General features: G+C 45.4%; 17 protein-coding genes. 5 read left to right on the forward strand and 12 right to left on the reverse strand.

What is annotated here, in order from left to right:
• The 8 genes from BTO10_RS06690 to BTO10_RS06725 all read right to left on the reverse strand — a co-directional run bounded on the left by BTO10_RS06690 (position 1) and on the right by BTO10_RS06725 (position 7,912).
• Complete coding sequence (locus BTO10_RS06690) at positions 1-1,131, reverse strand: homogentisate 1,2-dioxygenase (RefSeq protein WP_105024026.1); 1,131 nt, start codon at positions 1,129-1,131, stop codon at positions 1-3.
• On the reverse strand, positions 1,124-2,197 hold the full coding sequence (gene hppD / locus BTO10_RS06695) for a 4-hydroxyphenylpyruvate dioxygenase (RefSeq protein WP_004736942.1): 1,074 nt from the start codon (positions 2,195-2,197) through the stop codon (positions 1,124-1,126). The genes BTO10_RS06690 and hppD overlap by 8 nt, the downstream gene beginning before the upstream one ends.
• A gap of 380 nt (positions 2,198-2,577) precedes the next feature.
• Positions 2,578-3,237 carry an HAD family hydrolase gene (locus BTO10_RS06700; RefSeq protein ID WP_105024027.1) on the reverse strand — a complete coding sequence of 220 codons (660 nt, stop codon included), beginning with the start codon at positions 3,235-3,237 and terminating at the stop codon, positions 2,578-2,580.
• Between the two features lies 1 nt (position 3,238).
• A complete protein-coding gene (locus BTO10_RS06705; protein ID WP_105024028.1) occupies positions 3,239-4,258 on the reverse strand; it encodes an ABC transporter ATP-binding protein in 1,020 nt (339 codons plus the stop codon).
• On the reverse strand, positions 4,258-5,043 hold the full coding sequence (locus BTO10_RS06710; RefSeq protein ID WP_105024029.1) for an ABC transporter permease: 786 nt from the start codon (positions 5,041-5,043) through the stop codon (positions 4,258-4,260). The genes BTO10_RS06705 and BTO10_RS06710 overlap by 1 nt, the downstream gene beginning before the upstream one ends.
• Entirely contained in the window at positions 5,043-5,936 is an 894-nt protein-coding gene (locus tag BTO10_RS06715) for an ABC transporter permease (RefSeq protein WP_004736938.1), read from the reverse strand. Before BTO10_RS06715 ends, BTO10_RS06710 begins: the two co-directional genes overlap by 1 nt.
• A complete protein-coding gene (locus BTO10_RS06720; protein WP_061033992.1) occupies positions 5,933-6,796 on the reverse strand; it encodes an alkaline phosphatase family protein in 864 nt (287 codons plus the stop codon). Before BTO10_RS06720 ends, BTO10_RS06715 begins: the two co-directional genes overlap by 4 nt.
• Positions 6,797-6,829: 33 nt before the next feature.
• Positions 6,830-7,912, reverse strand: coding sequence for an ABC transporter substrate-binding protein (locus BTO10_RS06725; RefSeq protein ID WP_105024030.1), 1,083 nt, complete (start codon positions 7,910-7,912; stop codon positions 6,830-6,832).
• A 211-nt stretch (positions 7,913-8,123) separates the two neighbouring features.
• Between BTO10_RS06725 and BTO10_RS06730 the strand changes: the two genes are divergently transcribed.
• Positions 8,124-8,852, forward strand: a complete 729-nt coding sequence (locus BTO10_RS06730) for a UTRA domain-containing protein (protein WP_105024031.1) — start codon at positions 8,124-8,126, stop codon at positions 8,850-8,852.
• A 98-nt stretch (positions 8,853-8,950) separates the two neighbouring features.
• Here the strand turns inward: BTO10_RS06730 and BTO10_RS06735 are convergent, their stop codons facing one another.
• Positions 8,951-11,341: a response regulator gene (locus BTO10_RS06735; protein WP_105024032.1), complete on the reverse strand. Its 2,391-nt coding sequence runs from the start codon at positions 11,339-11,341 to the stop codon at positions 8,951-8,953.
• 88 nt (positions 11,342-11,429) lie between these two features.
• Here BTO10_RS06735 and BTO10_RS06740 point away from each other — a divergent pair, with 88 nt between their 5' ends.
• Positions 11,430-12,188, forward strand: a complete 759-nt coding sequence (locus BTO10_RS06740; protein WP_004736932.1) for a substrate-binding periplasmic protein — start codon at positions 11,430-11,432, stop codon at positions 12,186-12,188.
• A 125-nt stretch (positions 12,189-12,313) separates the two neighbouring features.
• Here the strand turns inward: BTO10_RS06740 and BTO10_RS06745 are convergent, their stop codons facing one another.
• Positions 12,314-12,874 (reverse strand): NADAR family protein, encoded by a 561-nt coding sequence (locus BTO10_RS06745; protein WP_105024033.1) that lies wholly within the window; start codon positions 12,872-12,874, stop codon positions 12,314-12,316.
• Between the two features lie 189 nt (positions 12,875-13,063).
• Positions 13,064-13,258, reverse strand: a complete 195-nt coding sequence (locus BTO10_RS06750; protein ID WP_004736928.1) for a PA3496 family putative envelope integrity protein — start codon at positions 13,256-13,258, stop codon at positions 13,064-13,066.
• Positions 13,259-13,620: 362 nt separating this feature from the next.
• Between BTO10_RS06750 and BTO10_RS06755 the strand changes: the two genes are divergently transcribed.
• The 3 genes from BTO10_RS06755 to BTO10_RS06765 are packed head-to-tail and all read left to right on the forward strand — an operon-like array spanning position 13,621 to position 15,865.
• A complete protein-coding gene (locus BTO10_RS06755; RefSeq protein WP_105024034.1) occupies positions 13,621-14,445 on the forward strand; it encodes an ABC transporter ATP-binding protein in 825 nt (274 codons plus the stop codon).
• 8 nt (positions 14,446-14,453) lie between these two features.
• Positions 14,454-15,386, forward strand: a complete 933-nt coding sequence (locus BTO10_RS06760) for an ATP-binding cassette domain-containing protein (RefSeq protein ID WP_105024035.1) — start codon at positions 14,454-14,456, stop codon at positions 15,384-15,386.
• Positions 15,383-15,865 (forward strand): transcriptional regulator, encoded by a 483-nt coding sequence (locus BTO10_RS06765; protein WP_105024036.1) that lies wholly within the window; start codon positions 15,383-15,385, stop codon positions 15,863-15,865. Before BTO10_RS06760 ends, BTO10_RS06765 begins: the two co-directional genes overlap by 4 nt.
• A gap of 379 nt (positions 15,866-16,244) precedes the next feature.
• Here BTO10_RS06765 and BTO10_RS06770 read toward each other — a convergent pair whose 3' ends face one another.
• The gene (locus tag BTO10_RS06770) at positions 16,245-18,224 is read right to left on the reverse strand and encodes a replication initiator protein RctB domain-containing protein (protein WP_004736922.1); all 1,980 of its coding nucleotides are present in this window, start codon (positions 18,222-18,224) and stop codon (positions 16,245-16,247) included.
• Positions 18,225-18,645: the final 421 nt, after the last annotated feature.

The following is an 18,645-nucleotide window of genomic DNA, read 5'->3' on the forward strand; positions in this document are numbered from 1 at the left end:
TTACTTCTCTTGCCAACTGTAGACATATTCTTTGTTCTCAACGCTATCGAGCTCATCAGAAAACTGCAGTGCATGACGGGTATCAATCATCACAGCCACTTCGTCGGTAAACTTTTTCTTATATGCTTGCCCAGCCTTAAAGGCTTTCGGGTGAGGACCATGAGTGAAGCCAGCAGGGTGGAAAGTCACCATGCCCGCTTCAATATTGTCACGACTGAAAAAGTCTCCAGCGTGATAGAAAAGCACTTCATCGTAATCATCGTTGTTATGGTAGAACGGCACTTTCAGCGCACCAGGGTCGCTCTCTATCGGGCGTGGCACAAAGGTACAAACCACAAAGCCTGCGCCAACAAAGGTGGTATGTGCAGACGGTGGCAAGTGGTAGCGATGTGACATCAACGGTCTGATATCGCGCCAATTCACTTTCACCACGGCCAAATCACCATGCCAGCCAACCGCGTCTAAAGGATTGAACGGATAAGTGATCACACTGACTTTTTCGTGGCGTATCACCTGCACTTGAGTTTGATCTTCTGAATACTGAGCGCGGAATTGATCGTTGATCGATGGGATTTCAAGAACCGCCGGATCAAACACCGCGTGATTGCCGACCATGCCCTTCTCTGGCAAGGAATAAGCGGCGTCGGTGTTCTCAATCATCAGGATGAACATTGGTTCACTTGGCTCCAAGCGCCAATTGGTCGAACGCGGGATCATCACGTAATCCCCTTCACTCACCTCTAAATGACCATAGTCGCAATAGAAATCAGCCCTGCCTTGGTGAATGAACAGTAGTTCATCGCCATCGGAGTTACGTACCAAGAAATCCATCTTCTCATCCATGCGCCATACGCGAATTTTGCAGTCCGCGTTGTGCAAAAGATGAGGCACAGCCCAAGGGGTTATCTGACTGGCTTTTTCCACCAGCGTAAAATCAAAAGCGCGAGGGCGTAAGTCGCCCTCCCACTCAGACCAACCTGTCGGCGCATGTTGGTGATGGAAGTGAGCGGCAGGGCCGAAGAAACCACTTCGGCCCGCCTCTCGCTCATAGATAGCCTCTTCGGGGAAATCAGCATGCGCTTGTTTAGAGCACACCCCCTCCCGATGAGGAAACGAGATCCATTTATGCATCGTCTAATACTCCTCGACGAATCTGGTCCTCTTCGATCGATTCAAACAGCGCCTTGAAGTTGCCTTCACCAAAGCCTTCATTGCCCTTACGCTGAATGATTTCAAAGAACACAGGCCCAATAACCGTCTGTGTGAAAATTTGCAGCAAGATGCCGTCTTTCGTCGGTGCACCATCAATCAGAACACGAAGCTCACGCAGCAGATCAGTGTCTTCTCCGTGGCCTTTAACGCGCTCATCAACTTTCTCGTAGTAGGTGTCTGGCGTTGGCATAAAGTCCATACCGCGATCACGCAGAGTTTTCACTGTTTTGTAGATGTCATCTGTCGCAAGTGCGATGTGTTGAATGCCTTCACCGTTGTATTCGCGGATGAACTCTTCAATTTGTGATTTGTCGTCTGAAGACTCATTGATAGGGATGCGGATTTTACCACATGGGGAGGTCATTGCTCGGCTCACAAGGCCTGTCAGCTTACCTTCGATATCAAAGTATCGAATCTCGCGGAAGTTACCGATACGCTCATAAAAACCAGACCACAGGTCCATATTGCCTTGTTTCACGTTGTGCGTAAGGTGATCAATCTCGTAGAGGCCTACATCAGCTTTTGCCATGCGCTCTTCCGCATCATCATAGAATCGGAAATCAACATCATAGATGCTCTGCTTGCCGTAACGGTCAACGAAATAAAGCAGACTTTCACCGATACCGTAAATGGCAGGAATGCTCAGTTCCATTGGCCCGATTTCTGTCTTGTACTCTTCCCCACCACCGCTAGACGCCTGCGTCATTGCCGTGGTTGCATCGTTAACACGAAACGCCATGCCACACACCGATGGGCCGTGAACTTTAGCGAACGCTTCAGCTTGGCTGTGTGGTTGTTCATTGACGATAAAGTTGATGTCACCTTGTCGATAAAGCCAAGCCTCTTTTGAACGGTGCTTAGCGATCTCGGCAAAACCCAGTGACACAAACAGCGCTTTAAGTTGCTCAATTCCCTTGTGGTCGACAGCTGTGTATTCAACAAACTCGAATCCATCCGTACCAAGCGGGTTGTATGACTCCACCATGAACTTTCTCCTTGTACCTATCGGTCTTGTGTTACGTTTTTTGTGAAATGATTGTTTGTTTTTTGTCCTTAACTAAATTTGGCCCACAAGCCGACAGATTGGAATGGATAGAGAGAAATGGACAATCACGCTAAAAACCCGTCAATTTGTAAAATATTTGTTACACGCAAGCTCTATTCACAAGAAAGTGAGCGCTATCAAGGGGTTGAAAGATGATGGTTTGATTTACAGGTAAGCAAGAGATGTTATTGAATTGTTACATTCAAGCTTTTGTGAGCTAAGGTGATAAGTCGAACATTAGACTGATGAGGCAAAAAAGCCGCTGTAGTCAGCGGCTTGATAAGTTCTAAAACGAAGCTAATTAGAATATAGAGCTCGCGTTAATCCCAGTTCAGAATCGACCAATTCGGTTTATCGGCCAGTGCTTTCAAACGCGGGCATGGGTTCACTAAATACGCAAAATCAGCGTGTTCACACAAAGGTGCGTCGTTGATTGAATCGGTATAAAAGTGAATGTCTGAATAGTTAGTTTCTTGATTATCTAACCACTCTTTCAAACGGGTGACTTTACCTTCTCGGTAGCTCGGCACGCCTAATATTTGAGAAGTAAAACGGCCTTGGTTTTCTACCAAATCGATACCGAGTGCATTCTCGATACCAATCTTACGGCCCACTGCTTCTACTAAAAAAGTGACGCTCGCTGAGATGATCAACATGTCGATATCGTCACGCTCAAGCTGCTCTATTAATGGTTTCGACTGTTTGAACTGCCTAGGTAAAATATACTGCTCAACACACTCTTCCACCAAAGCCCTGACTTGCTCAGTCGGCATGTCAGCCAGTGGCTCCATAGCAAACTCAAGGTAGTCTTCCATGTTCAGCTTACCTTCTGAATATAAGCCCATTAAGCGTTGGTCTTCTTCAATAAATTTCGGTGCTGTAGCAATGCCCTTTTCAACCAAGAATTCATTCCAGAGCATCGCTGCATCGGCATTGATCAGCGTTTCGTCCATATCAAATACATACAAAGGTTTGAACATCTTAGGCTCTCACTGGTTGAATTTCGTTAAGGTTAAACAGGAGTTCAAGTTGGCTGCCGTTTGCCAACAGTCGTTCAGAAGAACGGTTAAGTAAGTCGACCGTTAATTCACACTCATCAACGTCCACTTGGTAGCGAATCACGTTGCCCAACAGTTGGTGGTTGCGAATGGTGCCGGTCTTCGGCGCAGAGATATGTTCGCCATATTGTCGGCCTTGCTCTTTAACGTAGATAGATTCAGGTCGAATCGCCACTTTCCACTCGGTTTCAATATCGAACAGCTGCTTAGCCTTGTTCGCCTGCACCAAGTTGTAGTGTCCCATGAACCCTGCCACAAACTCATTAGCTGGTTGAGTGTAGATCTCTTCAGGTGTGCCCGCTTGGACGATCTCGCCTTTATTCATCAGGAAGATACGGTCAGACATGATCATCGCTTCTTCTTGATCGTGAGTCACGAAGATCGTGGTCAGATTCATCTCTTTTTGGATATCTCGGATCTGTTGGCGTAGATGTTTACGGATCTTCGCATCCAGCGCTGAAAGTGGTTCATCAAGCAATAAAATACGCGGCTTGACCACCAAGGCTCTGGCCAAAGCCACACGCTGACGCTGACCACCTGATAACTGATGCGGGTAGAACTTCTCTTTGCCCGATAAGTCCACTAGCCCAATCACTTTCGCCACTTCGCGCTTGATCTCGTCAGCAGCAAGCTTTTTCATTTTAAGGCCAAACGCAATGTTGCCCTCAACCGTCATGTTCGGGAACAGCGCATAAGATTGAAACACCATGCCAATGCCACGCTCTTGCGGCACTTGGTGAGTGATCCCTTCACCATTCACCCAAATCTCGCCACCATCGACCGGATTTAGGCCTGCTAAGCTACGTAGCAGCGTTGATTTACCACAGCCACTTGGGCCAAGTAACGTGATGAATTCCCCTTTCTCGATGGAAAATTCAATGTCTTCAAATACTGTGTTGTCACCAAAACGCTTGGTGAGGTTTATCGCATTTACATAGCTCATTATTTGGTTCCTTGGCTGAAACGACTTGCCAACCAAGTCAGTAAGAAAATAAACAGGAAGTACGTCATCACAAGGGCTGACGTGAAGTGACCGCTGGTTTGACGCATGTTGTATAGGTAGATTTGCAGTGTCTCGTAACGTGTACCAACCAAGATGTTGGCAAACACGAACTCGCCAAGTAGGAACGAGAACGATAAGAACAGCGACGCCATTAAGCCTTTTTTAAGGTTTGGCAAAATAATCAACAAGAACGCCTTAGTAGTGCTTGCACCAAGCAGATGAGCTGCGTCCATCAAGTCGTGCAAGTTAATTGCTTCAAAGCTGTTAGCAATCGCGCGATACATGAATGGCAATGCGATGGTGAAGTAAGTACCGATCAAAATCCATGGCGTGCCTATCAAAGATATTTCGCTATCGGCATACAGCTGAAGCAAGCCTACCGAAGACACCACTGGCGGCACTGCGAATGGCAATAAGATCATGATATTCATGACCTTGTCGAGTTTCGGGAAATAGTAAAACACCACGAAAATCGCAGGCAGAATCAACACTACACTCAGTGATAATGCTGCTATACAAATAAACAGTGAACGGCCAAAGGCTTGTAAGAAGCGAGGATCCGTCAGTAAGTTAATGTACCAATCCAAAGTAAAGCCATCAGGCAAGATCGTGGCGCCCCAACGCGACGAGATCGAGTAGATGAAGGTCGCTAAGATCGGGATCATCATGATGCCAACGATCGAATAGACCACGGTTTTATGAAAGTGAGTATTTACGGTATTCATTACTTTCTCTTCCCTGCGTAGCTTTTGCTGATCAGCCATTGGTTAATCACGGTGATGAAGGCCAGCATAGCCATCAGAATCACGGAAATTGCGGCTGCTAGATTAGGTTCTAGGAACAAGTCGCCCGATACCAAGCTCGCGATTCGAATCGTAATCACGTTGTAGTTACCCGAGGTCAACGCATACACACTCGCATAGGCGCCAATCGCATTAGCAATCAAGATGATGAAGGTGCCAAATAAGGCAGGTGATAGCACAGGAAGCGCAACTTTGGTCCAGTATTGCCAGGTTTTCGCACCAAGCAGTGCTGAGGCCGCTTGCCAGTCGTCACTAAGGGCATCAAACGCTGGATACAGCAACAGCACCGCCAATGGGATCTGGAAGTAAATATAAATTGCCAGCAAGCCCCACTTGCCGTACAAGTCGAAGTCCCCTAGCAATCCGTACTGCTTGAGCAATAAGGTGATCGCACCGTTGGTGCCTAAGATGATGATGAAGGCGAACGACAGAGGCACCCCCGAGAAGTTGCTGCTCATATTGGTAAAGGCAATCACCGCGTCGCGGATTTTAGAGTCGACACGGCGCAGTGAAGAGACGAGCAGAGTCGCAATCGCCAAACCAAAGATACTCGACCAAATCGACAGCCATAAACTGTTGCCAAAGGCCTGCATCATGAAGGCAGAGTCGAAGACTTCAGCGTAGTTTTCTAAGGAAAGCTCATCGTCGTAGAAGAAGCTGTTGATCAGCACCCAAACCATAGGAGCCAGTTGGAACAGATAGAAAAACAGGGCGAAAGGCGCAAGCCACAAAGCAGGCTTGAAGCGTTTGAACCAAGATTTGGTTTGAGGTTTAAGGACAGAGCCATCGCTCTGCGTGATTACAGAACTGCTCATAGGGCCAACAATTCCTGAGTATAAGATTTATCGTGTTCAAGGTTGAGTAGCTGACACACACTGCCGCAAATATCAGTCTGTTTCACTGAACATGCTTGGTGTGTAAACTTATCGCCAATCACAAAGAATGGCACTTCACGCTCTTCAGGAAGAATGCCACCGTGTGATAAGTCATTATTCATGCCGTGGTCACTAGTGATGATCACCTGATAACCATCGTCCACCCATTTCTCAAGGTAGTTCGACAGGTAGATATCGGCGCCACGTGCACTATTACGGTATTGGCGAGAATCCAACCCATGCTTGTGACCCATATCGTCAATGTTCATTGGGTGAATCAATAAGAAATCCGGCTGATGAGTGACACGCAAGTGCTCAGCATCCAAGAACAAGGCTTCATCTGGGTAATGATCCCAATGATAGAAACAGCCATGTTGAATGTTCATGGTTTCGTCGTTGGTAAAGCGGTCACGCACCGCATCAAAGGGCGCTCGGTTATACAGCTCACTCACCCAGTGATACGCCGCGGCAGCCGTCACTTTGCCCTGCGATTTGGCCAAGCTAAAAATCGATTCGTGATTCGATAAACGCACGATTTGGTTGTTAACGATACCACTCTCAACGGGGCGAACTCCGGTTAAGATGCACTCATACAGTGGACGTGACATGGACGGCAGCTCGCACTGCATTGGGTAAAGCGTGGCACGCAGCTTGTTTTTCTGCGTGCTCATGTTTAGCGAATCGCCTTGTTTTTCATGAAGATCACTCAGTTCTAGAAGACCGTTCAGGTAGCCCATGCAATCACGGGCTACCTGATAATTCAGTCCATCTAGAACAACAAGGATAACCTTATTGCTCATGGTCTATTCTCTGTTGCTTGTTTTGAATATGGATTACTGCTGATGAATCAAGACGCTTTCTTGCCATTGGCGCGGCAGGCGACGTGCTGATTTTTCCCATGCTGAGAAGTCAGTGACTGGATGAACGTTGCTGTATTGCTCGTTCGAGATCAGCTTATCTTGTACTGATTGAGGAAGCGTCACGTTGCTACGGATTGGGCGCGCGTAACCTTCAGCTAGGTTGATCTGGCCTTGGTCACTGAAGATGTATTCACGAGCCAGCTTCGCGGCATTCGGGTTCTTCGCATATTTGTTGATGATGGTGGTGTAACCAGAGATCACTGAACCATCTTGTGGAATATTTACAGTGAAGCGCTCACGGTCAATCTTGTCGCGGTAGTTCAGTGCGTTGAAATCCCACATGATCGCGACTTCCACTTCACCTTTTTCAAGGTTCGCAATGCTTGGGTCGGTGTAAGATAGGCGGCCTTGCTTCGCTAGTTCACCAAAGAACTTAATCGCCGGTTTTAGGTTCGACTCGTCACCGCCATTCGCAAATGCTGCCGCTAGAATCGCGTTGTTAGCTTGTGCTGCGACACCTACGTCACCAACAGTGACTTTGTAATCGCCTTCTAGTAGGTCACTCCAAGATTTTGGTGCGTCTTTAACAAGATTGTTGTTTGAGATAAATGAGATAGTGCCCGTATAAGCCAGAGCCCAGTGACCATCTTTGTCTTTCGCCCAATCCGGAATATCATTCCAAGTACTTGGCTTGTATGGCTGAGTCACGTCTTTCTTCACCGCAACACGTGCAAAGGCGAAGCCAACGTCACCGATATCTGCGGTTGCATTTCTTTTCTCTGCTTCAAATTTCGAGATCTCTTGTGCTGAGCTCATGTCTGTATCCTGATGCTTCAAACCGTAGTTCGCTTTCAGATCAGCCCATGTGCCTTTCCAGTTTGCCCAACTGTCTGGCATGCCCACACTGTAAACCGCACCCTCTTTTTGAGCGGCTTCAATCAGTGACTCAAGATCAGCATCTTTCGCCATCGCTGGCATTGAAAGTGTTGCCGTTATTAGCGTTGCGCCAATCATTTTGGCTGGCGATACAGTTGAACGGCTAAGCAAAGTTTTCATTGTCTCTATCCCTCTGGACTAGGTCAGTAAGTTCGTTTTGTATGCTATCGCCAGAATATGACGCTTTCGCGCAACTTATTTGACAGTTAGGGTGCATTTTCGTGGCAGTTATATTTCACTCATATGACAGTAAGCCTTTGTTTACTGTCACATTCCTGTTAACTCCATGGTTTACCTTATTGAGCACACGAACTTATGGACTAGATCAGTAATGAGAACATTGGCAACAGCGCAATCAGGGACACAGCTAGGTAGAATTAAGGCGAGCATTAGAGAACAGCTTCAATCGGGTATCTTCACCGAGGGGCAAAAACTGCCATCCGAACGAGAGCTCAGCGAACTGTTTTCCACCACTCGAATCACGCTTAAAGATGCATTGGTGTCATTAGAAACTGAAGGTCTGATATACCGAGAGGAGCGCCGAGGCTGGTATGTGTCACCTGAACGTATTCTCTACAACCCATTGTCTCGCTCTCACTTTCATCAAATGATTCGCGAACAAGACCGCATCGCAGAAACACGACTGCTGAGCACCCGTACAGAAATGGCGGCAGGTGATTACGCCAAAGCATTAGAGATAGAGCAGATAACGCCAATACATGTGATTGAGCGATTACGCTTTATTGATGGCAGAGCGGTGCTGTTCGTTGAAAACGTATTGAAAGCGCCCCTGTTTGAAAAAATATTGTCGGAAAACCTCACCATGTCGCTGACAGGTATTTATAGAGAGAAGTATGGCTATGAGACCAAACGTTCGCGCTTTGATGTCATTCCCACTTCAGCCCCAGCCTATGTCGCTAAGGCGTTGAATTTAGCTGAGGGCCAGCCAGTGCTGAAGATCTGTCGTGTGAACTACAAGCAAGATGGCGAGTTGATGGACTGCGAACTGGAATACTGGCGACCAGACTCAGTAGTGATCCACATTGATAGCATTGGCTAGTGCCGTATCTTTTTAGAGAGTAAAGTCACATATACAAAAACTCCGACGGATTAAGTCGGAGTTTTGGGTTTTAACGATGAGATTTAATGGTGCGCGGACTAAACAATCTTCTGCTCACTGTCGCCTGTAAGCTTGTTCTTATCAGACAAAAAACTCGCTACGACTTCTCTCAGTGTACCTTGATTAACAGGCTTAGGTAGAAACTCATCCATCCCCACATCAAAACATAAGTGCTTATCTTTCAGCACTACGTTGGCTGTCAGCGCCACAATAGGAATATGTTTCGACGTCCCTTCTTCGAGTGCTCTAATCTGTTTCGTCGCTTCAAAGCCATCGAGCACTGGCATCTGACAATCCATGAAGATCATCTGATATTCGTTGTGCTTAAATTTATCGACTCCGACTTTACCGTTGTCGGCAATATCCACTTCAAAACCAAGCTTCTTGAGCATCATCTTAGCAACTTGTTGGTTGACTCTGGAGTCTTCGACCACCAGTACTTTACCGCTAAATAACGAAGTTTCAGTTTGAGGCTTAGACTCTTCAACCTTAACGCCCTCTTTCGCCACCACCGCGGGTTTAGTGGTTGATAGAGGGTCATTGTCCTTAAACGCCACCTCACCTCGATTTGGATAGGTAAAGGTCTCGGTTTCAGCTGTTCTCGCCAACACCTCACTGATGGTCCATTTAATCTGATTATCTTGATACGGGCGAGCAATGTAGGCAATAAACCCCACTTGCTTAGCATGCATTTCGTCTTGCTTACGAGGGTCGGCAGAGATCATGACAAGCTTAGGGCAGGCTTTGCCAAAGCGCTCTATCAGTTTTCTTGCAAGCTGAAACCCATCGATGGAAGGCATCACTTTATCAATCAACACTAAGTCGTAAGGCGAAGCGTTTTCGACAGACTCTGAAACGAGCTCTAGCGCTTCGGTTGCGGTTTCACAGCATGTAGAGGACACACCAAACGATTGTAGCTGTGTCGATGTGATACGCATGTTCAGTTGGCTATCATCCACCAGCAACACCGAGACCTTATTGAAATCGATATTACTCTCGTCGAGCTCCAAACACGGATCAAAGTCAGCCACAAAGTAAAAGGTACTGCCCTTGCCTTCAATACTGGTTAGCTCAAGCTTACTGCCCATTAAGGACACTATCTTATCGCATATGGTCAGACCCAATCCTGTGCCGCCGTAAATACGAGTGGTACTGCCATCAGCCTGCTGAAACTTATCAAATACCGATTTTTGTTTGTCTTCTGCGATACCAATACCGCTATCGGCAACTTCAAATCGAACTCTCAATTTCTGCTCAGGCTCAATCACTTTTTCTAAACGAAGAGAAAGTGTCACATGACCGCGCTCGGTAAATTTAATGGCATTACCCACTAAATTATTCAGCACTTGTCTGAGCTGCGTTCCATCACCAATCACCATGGTTGGAATCTTAGGGTCTATCTCCAATTGGAATCGTAAACCTTTTTGCTCGGCTTTAACTCTGAACGTCGACTCAACATCAGCCGCAATGCCCATCATTTTCATCGGCTCTTGTTGAAGCTCTAAACGTCCCGCTTCAATTTTCGAATAATCCAAGATGTCATTGATAAGGTCTAGCAGGGTAAGTGAAGAGGTATTGAGCATGTTGACATACTCTTTTTGCTCTTTCGGCATATCCATTTCTGAAAGCAGAGACGAAAGTCCGATAATTCCATTCATGGGAGTACGGATTTCGTGGCTCATGTTAGCCAAAAATTCACTCTTGTTGCGGTTAGCAACTTCAGCCGTCTCTTTGGCTTTAATCAACTCTTGATACTGTTGACGAATGCGTTCGATTGATTGGTTGTAGCTGTTTTCCAGCGTCGATATTTCATCTTTATAAGTAGAGTCGGTTGGCGTTAAAAAACGGGGTTTATTGTCTTCAACTTGCTGCTCGTTTATCTGAGAGGACATGGTCATCAAGCGTTTGACGACCAAGCGATAAACAATGGCCAAAGAGACCAATGACAGCAAAAAGATTTTCACAGCTTCAAAAGCGAGTAACAACAGCACTCGTTCTTCGAAGTCATTGAGGATCATACTTAAATCGGACTGCACCGTGAGGGTGGCAAGTGGGAAGTCTTTCCCCCCCATTTGATACACCATTTCCCATGACTGAGAATAAGATTGCCCGGTCGTAGGGCTGCCAAGCTCTAAGATTTTTTCGTCAGGGCTTTCGATAAGAAGATAACTGACCGAAGGGAGGCGGGAGATGCCCTCCGCTTGCACAAACAACTGAGCGCGATCTTCAACCCAAAGGCTTGACGTTAAACCAGAAAGGTAGCCAGCTTTGACCTGTTCGATCTGAGAACTGATAAAAGAAACTCGATTTTGGTACTCCACATACAGCCCCAGACCTGTCACTATAACTGTGAATAAGGTACTGATAGCAATGATGGCCCCGATTAACTGTCGAGAGAGTCCAATATAGCGTTTTCCTTTTTTCACCATATAAAAATTACCAATGTTGTTATCTTAGTAAACTACAATTACTCAACTAGTATAGTAGTAGTCATTCATCAAATAACTAGGGAAGGTTATGAAAAAACATCTTATCGTTGCATCCATAGTCAGTTTGTTTTCAAGCAGTTATGCTTTCTCAAGCGAGCCTCTTCACTACTACATTATTGCGAGCCAAGCGCAACCTTTTCAGATCGAAACTGACGGGTCATCCCACAGAGGAATCGTTTCTGATATTGTTGAAGCCGTGTTTGACGATAGCCAGTACGAGATTAACTACCACACTTACCCTTTTAATCGAATGATTGACAAGCTAGATGCGAGAGAGAACCCAAATTGGGTTACCTACGGCAGCCCTAGCTGGGGGAACATCCAATCAGTCAACCTATCTGAAGAGCCAATTTACAATGTAAAACACGTATTGCTGAGTAGCGGTAAAAAGCCGTTCGAGTTCAATACCATTGACGATTTAGATGGTAAGGCAGTGGTGTTGCTGGTGGGATTTGAATATCCAAACTTAGAGCCTTACATCAAGCAAGGCAAGCTCAATGAGATCCGAGTAAAAGATTATACGGCTGCATTCCGCGTTATTAACCGTGCACCTGGTGATACCGTATTTGTAGAAATGGAATCACGAATCAAATACAACCTAAACGATCAGAAACTCAATATCGATGATTACCAAATGCAGGACTTCGGTTCAGTCATCAATAACTACCCAATTCATTTGGCTTTCGACCCAGAAATGGATCCCAAGCTCGAGACTTTTATTAACCAACGTTTAGACCAAATGAAAGACGATGGACAACTCGACGACATCGTCCAAAGTTACTTATAGTTCTAACGTCACTCTATGACTCGTTAGCGCACTCTAGCGACTTCGGATACCGGAACTACAGAAATACAAAAGGCCGCTCTGTTTTTAGCGTACAAGCTAACCAGAGCGACCTTTTTAATGTGTACTTAATGTGATGTGATCAAATGCAGTTGCTGACTACGAAGTTGTTGGCGCACTGCCATCAAAATTTTCCCTAAGTGATTCTCACCGGTTCCATCTCCCCCATCTCCCCAAAAATGGTCTTTATGAGAGTGCTCTTTGATCACCGAATCGCCCGTGCTCGTTAAAAACAAAGCAAACTGCGGGTTCTGTGTGAATTTCTCGGTCACAATGAATCGCATCACCTCTACACGAATATCGTACCAGTCCTCTCGAACCTGCTCTTCGTATTGTCGGCTTAACGAGAATGCTTCAGCAGGTGTGCAGGCTTTAAGAATCCTATTTCTTAGCGACGGTGAAGAAAACTTCATTGCCTGATAATAGTGCTCACTGGTTGCCCACACTTGCCCATCCACCTTGATCGGGCAAGCGGCAAAATTTGAAAGGTATCCATTCGGATCTTCTGGTTCATAAAACAACACTTCTTCAGCTTGAGCCACTGAATTCGACATAGCCTTCTCCCTACCAACGACATCGCATATTTTTGCTTTGCCTTTAAAATTAGTGGCGTCACATATTGCTGTCAAACAACTTAGTTCAAGAGTATGCCGTCAGCCTGTTTTTAAACGAAAAGTAGAAACTGCCGAGAAAATTTGTGTGAGTGAGCTTTGAGCCTAGAAGGTAAAATTGCAGATGGAAATCGAGTGAGAAATGAGTAAAGTGCTTATAAATCAAAGGGTGGCACTGAGCCACCCTATTGCATGCAATCGGGGATATTAGTGAATAAGACCCAGCTCCCTCGCTTCTTCCAGACTCAAACCGCTTTCTCTAATTTCTCTTAGCGCCTCGATACGACGACGAGCTTCAGCGGACTTCATTTTCTTTTCTGGTTTGAAAGATACTTCTTCTTCAGCATCCCACTTGTTTGCAATGTTTGTCATTTCATCATGGTTGATAGAATTAATGGACATGTTTTCCTCCGAAAAGCACCATGTAATGGACAGGTAATCTTTAGCAAATGCTATTTCGCTTGTTAAGAAATTCTGCACTGAAATGTGATGATTCCGACGCTTCATAAAGCTAATTAATAAATGGCTTATTTAAACTTTGCCAAAGCCATTTTCTGCAATTACATTTAAAAAATTCCCCATAAGAAATGGGGGTTGATCCAACTCTCACTTTCCTCCCTTAGTTTTCGCATTTCCCACTGAAAATTCCTGAAATACCCCAAGATAAATTTCGAGGCACTTCATTGTTTTTGTGCTGATCGCTTTCACTAAATCCAACACATGTTAATGATAATAGTTATCAATATCATAACTGAGTATCTATCATGTCTATGGAAAATCCAGATACACCTCTTCTCGAAGTGAAGAACCTATGTGTCGATTACATCACCGATGACGGAGACTTCAACGCGGTAAAGTCCGTCAGCTTTAGCATAGGACAAGGAGAAATCTTTGGCCTGGCTGGCGAGTCAGGCTGTGGCAAAAGCACCATCGCATTTGCCATTAACCAACTTCACAAGCCACCCGCATTCATCTCTGGCGGTCAAATACTTTTTGATGGGCAAGACCTACTGAGGCTATCTGACAGTCAGCTTAATACATTACGCTGGAGTGAGATCGCTATGGTGTTCCAGAGTGCAATGAACTCACTTAACCCTGTGTTAACCATTGAAGAACAGTTTGCCGATGTGCTACGCCACCACAAAGGGATGAGTGATGAACAAGCCAAAGATCGCGCAGAAAAGCTGCTCGACTTAGTGAATATTCCACGCCATCGCCTAACCGAATATCCTCACCAATTTAGTGGCGGTATGCGTCAACGATTAGTGATTGCAATTGCTCTCGCGCTCAATCCCAAACTGATCATCATGGATGAGCCAACCACGGCATTGGATGTGGTCGTTCAGCGAGAAATATTGCAACAGATACACCAACTCAGAGAAGAGTTCGGCTTCTCAATCCTCTTTATCACCCACGATTTGGCCCTGATGAGCCAGCTGTGTGACCGCATTGCCATTATGCGTCATGGCAAGATAGTTGAAGTCAATCAAGCCTACGAAATTCGTAATAACCCTCAGCACTCCTACACCCAAAAGCTGTGGAGTTCATTCCCTAATATTCACGAACATGCTCACGCCACAGCGTGCTAGGAGCCTAAATGTCACAACCAATTATGCAAGTAAAAAACCTCGTTAAAGAGTTCACCGTTGGTGGCGGATTTGGCAAAGAGGAGATATTTAGAGCCCTGCATGGCGTGAGTTTTGACTTATACGCAGGAAGAACGTTAGCTCTCGTTGGCGAATCAGGCTGCGGAAAAAGTACCTGCGCGAGGCTAATGACCAAGGTTTACCCACCGACAGAAGGCGAGATCCTGTTCAATGGCAAAGACATCTCTACCCTCAACAGCCGCAAAGACATCTTGGACTACCGCAGCAGAGTGCAAATGGTGTTCCAAGACCCGTTTGGGTCGTTGAATCCGACACATACTATAGAGCACCATTTAACGCGCCCTCTCAAGATTCATAAGCAAGTCGCCAATAAAAAAGCGCTAGCAGAGCGTCTGGAAGAGTTATTAACGCTGGTGGAGTTACCCATTGAAACACTGGCTAAGTACCCTCACGAGCTCAGTGGAGGCCAAAGACAAAGGGTTAACCTAGCAAGAGCACTGGCTGTTGGCGCTGAGGTTATTCTTGCCGACGAACCCACCTCCATGCTGGATGTTTCAATTCGACTTGGCGTGCTCAACCTAATGCAACGAATGAAGAAAGAACTCGGGATTGGCTTTTTGTACATAACCCATGATCTCGCGACCGCACATTACATCGCAGAAGAAACAGCAGTTATGTACAAAGGACAGATCGTCGAATGGGGATCCACTCAGTCGATCTTGACCAATCCTCAACACCCATACACCAAGCTATTGATCTCTGCGGTGCCAGATCCTGATCTGCCATTTGGCGAACTCGTTAAAAATGAACCAAACTATTCAATAGACGCGGAGCGTATTCGAGAACAAAGCAGTGAAATACAGCATAACGTTAAGCAAGTTGCTGATAATCACTATGTAAAACAATGGGATAATGTTGCATGAATGAACTAGACACTTGGTTAGAGCGGATCGGAGATTGGTACAAAGCCCGAAAGCATGATCAAGTGGAACGGTTAGAACCTTTGATCTTAACGCCTCCAGATGCACTCTGGGGGCCATTGATCACGGATGAACAAAGCAAAGGCATCGCATGTTGGTTAGATGGCTGCCTGAGAATCTTTACCTTCTATCGACAGCCGAACGAAAATGCACACCATCAAGAAAAGGCTTACCAATACCTAATGTTTGCTTACGGCAAGCTGCAAGCGGTGTCTTGTGACCCCGAAGCAGAGCCAGACTTGCAAGAGTGGTGTACTCAGCGAGTTCAGCATCTGTGTGTGCTGGCTCTTGAGTTTGCCAATCAGCAACAAGAGCCACGCTGGCAAGCGGAATCAGAGAAGTTGATCGAGTCGCACGTCCGCTTCATGGCGAGCCATTCCCGAAACGATGATCAAGGTAATGTAAAACATCAGATTCACTGATCGCTACTCACTTGATCCACAGTCGCCCCTAAGAAGCTTCCATTCCTGACAATGAGCCAGATCCATGAAAGCATGATCTAACCTTGATCATGCTTCGGAAGGAAACACATTAAACTATTGATTTTTAATGGCGAGTCGAATTTTAGACAAAAAAAAGCGAGTCCCTTGGGGAACTCGCAAAAATCTATTCAGTATGATGTAACAAAATATGAGCCAATCTATTAATCATAAGAAAGGACAAAAGGTTGTCTATTCGGGATAAATAATAATCAACCGGGTGCGCTACTTTGTCATCACTTTGTCAGCGTTAGGTTCGGTTCTTATCAACACCAAATGATGTTTCAAATTTCCATTCACAGGCCTGAAAACAGGCCCAGAATTAGTGGCCAATCGCCATCTCATCTAACGCTAAGAACACATTCTCATCCAAATGCCCTTCGTGAACTTGCTTACACACTTTGCGGCGAACCGCTAAGCCAGAGATAAGACGTTCAATAGAAAGGTGGCGGTTGCTGTTACTATCGCGGTCGTTGTACAGCTCAATTAACTTACTTAGCGTTTCGTAAGGAATGATCTCATCCCCTACTCTCAACCAATCAAGCTTCTCAATAAGCTCTGAGCACTCTTCTTTGATTGAGGCGTGTGAATGCCCTGTCATAGCAGATAAAGCCGTTATACTGCGTTCTAGAGCCTCTGCAGAGGTATATTTAGAGAGTGTTATCATGATCTCGTCTGCATTGATCTCAACAGAGTGCTTACGCTGCTTAACACGACGCCCTAATTTACCTCTTGGTGATGGTGCCTTGCGTTGGATTGGTTCGAACTCACCATCGATAATTTCAGACAGCTCTTCCAGCTTCTGCTTCGATACCATCTCGTTGCGGAGCGGGTTTGGCAGCGTTGGTGCCATATTACGTTTACCTGCATTGGTGGTACGGGCTCTCGAGTAACGCAATACTTCTTCAACGTTACATTTAATATCAACTTGATAGTCTGTAGTTTTCCCTTTCTCGATCAAAGCGGTGATCGTCAAATGGTAACCCCACAGGTTAACCAGGAAGGTATCTTCTTGATCTCCAGCTTCGCCAAGTTTTCTCAATTCACGGATCAAATCCATTGAGAATCGACGCCAATCGATGTTGCGAGCCAACTTCTGATTAAGTTCGCTTAACAGCATGCAATCAGAATGACGACGTGCCATACGACTTCTGAAGTAAGAATACAATTGGAAAACCAAGGTATGTTGCTTCAGGATCTCTGGCGGGAACAAGAAGAAATAATCACGTGTCAGCAGCTCTTCGTAGAACGATGGCTCCCAAACAAGGATGTATAGGTTCGGTTTAATGCGAATTTCGCCGTCAGAGCCCTCTGTAGGCGCCTCTTCCGATGCAGTAATAGTTCTCGCTAAGAATCGGAAACGATCACTCTTAAAGCCTTCTGGCATGTTCTCGCTAAGCCAACGACCAGTAAGCTCATGCAATTGAAAATCTGTAAACTCGATACGATCAATACTGTCACGGATTGAGTCACGTGCAGGACCGCTGTCTTTTTTGCCTCGAAGCGACAAAATATCGGTGATGTAGAGTGGTGTTTTGTTCGGTGTGTGCTTTGCATCAAGATGGTAATCATCTTGGTGGTGATCATGATATTGAACGGTGAGTGTAAATAACGCAAATAGCGTCATGAGATCATCAACCGTCATGATATTTTTCGATGATCTTGTCTCGATCACTGCGCGAGTACCTGAGATCGAAACCATTGATTTTTGGTAACTCTTACGCGTTCGTGGTGGCGCTAACGCTTGATCAATAATCCCCGCCCAGTTTGTAGGAGACACAATGAACTGGTCTGCTTCATCTTTCATTGTTGGGGGAGTATTGAGTCCGTGTTCATTCAGCAGGCGTTTGTTTACTTTAGTTTGAGCTAGGGCTTTAGAACGCTTCTGCTTTTCATTTTGTTTGACACTTTCTGTCACCAAGCTGGTGGCACCCAATACCGATATTAACTGGTTAGGGTTAACAAAACGATGCAGCATGGTTTTTCCTGCTAGGCCTTCTTCAAAGCGAACAGGGATTTGCTTGAAAAGACCTATATTTACCGCCGCTCTCAATCTTTGTTGCAAAGCTGCGCGGGTAACTTGACCATCGGTTGATTCAATAATCTCGGTCGTTGAAACGTATCCATCTTTGCTGCTAAATCCACGAAGTGAAATTAGGTTAAGAAGCTCAACTATGCTTTTAGTGACACCTTTGAAGTGTTGATATTGTTCTATCCATTCAACGGCTGTTTCAGATACCTCAAATAAATGACCATCTTTGTGGCTTCGTGCCTTAATTAACAATTTCTCTTCTGGTTTCATTTTTGATCCGTATCACACTAACCGTAATTTCACTATAGTTCCTGAATGATAAAGAAAGAATGATCATAAATAAAGAGAATTTATTGGCTTTTAAATAACTGATCTTTTTGATTAATATGATCTTAAATGATTAAGTGATCTAATGATCTGGCTATAAGTTTGCCTTTAAGTTACTGAATTTAAAGTGTTAAATAAAACACGCTTGGAAAGCATGATCATAAGCTACTCGAAACGATGATCATAAAACAGAAGAAAGCATGATCACAGAGAGTCAGAACGATGATCATTAAGTCATTGTAAGCATGATCATTATTGATTCGAAAGCATGATCATTATGGTTATACAGCTTATCCACAGCCGATCTTTGTCTACTTTGCTTCGAAGCGCTTATTTGCTGACAGTGTGGATATTTTTGACGACC

Source organism: Vibrio chagasii (genome assembly GCF_002954585.1).
In the GTDB taxonomy this organism is placed as follows: domain Bacteria; phylum Pseudomonadota; class Gammaproteobacteria; order Enterobacterales; family Vibrionaceae; genus Vibrio; species Vibrio chagasii_A.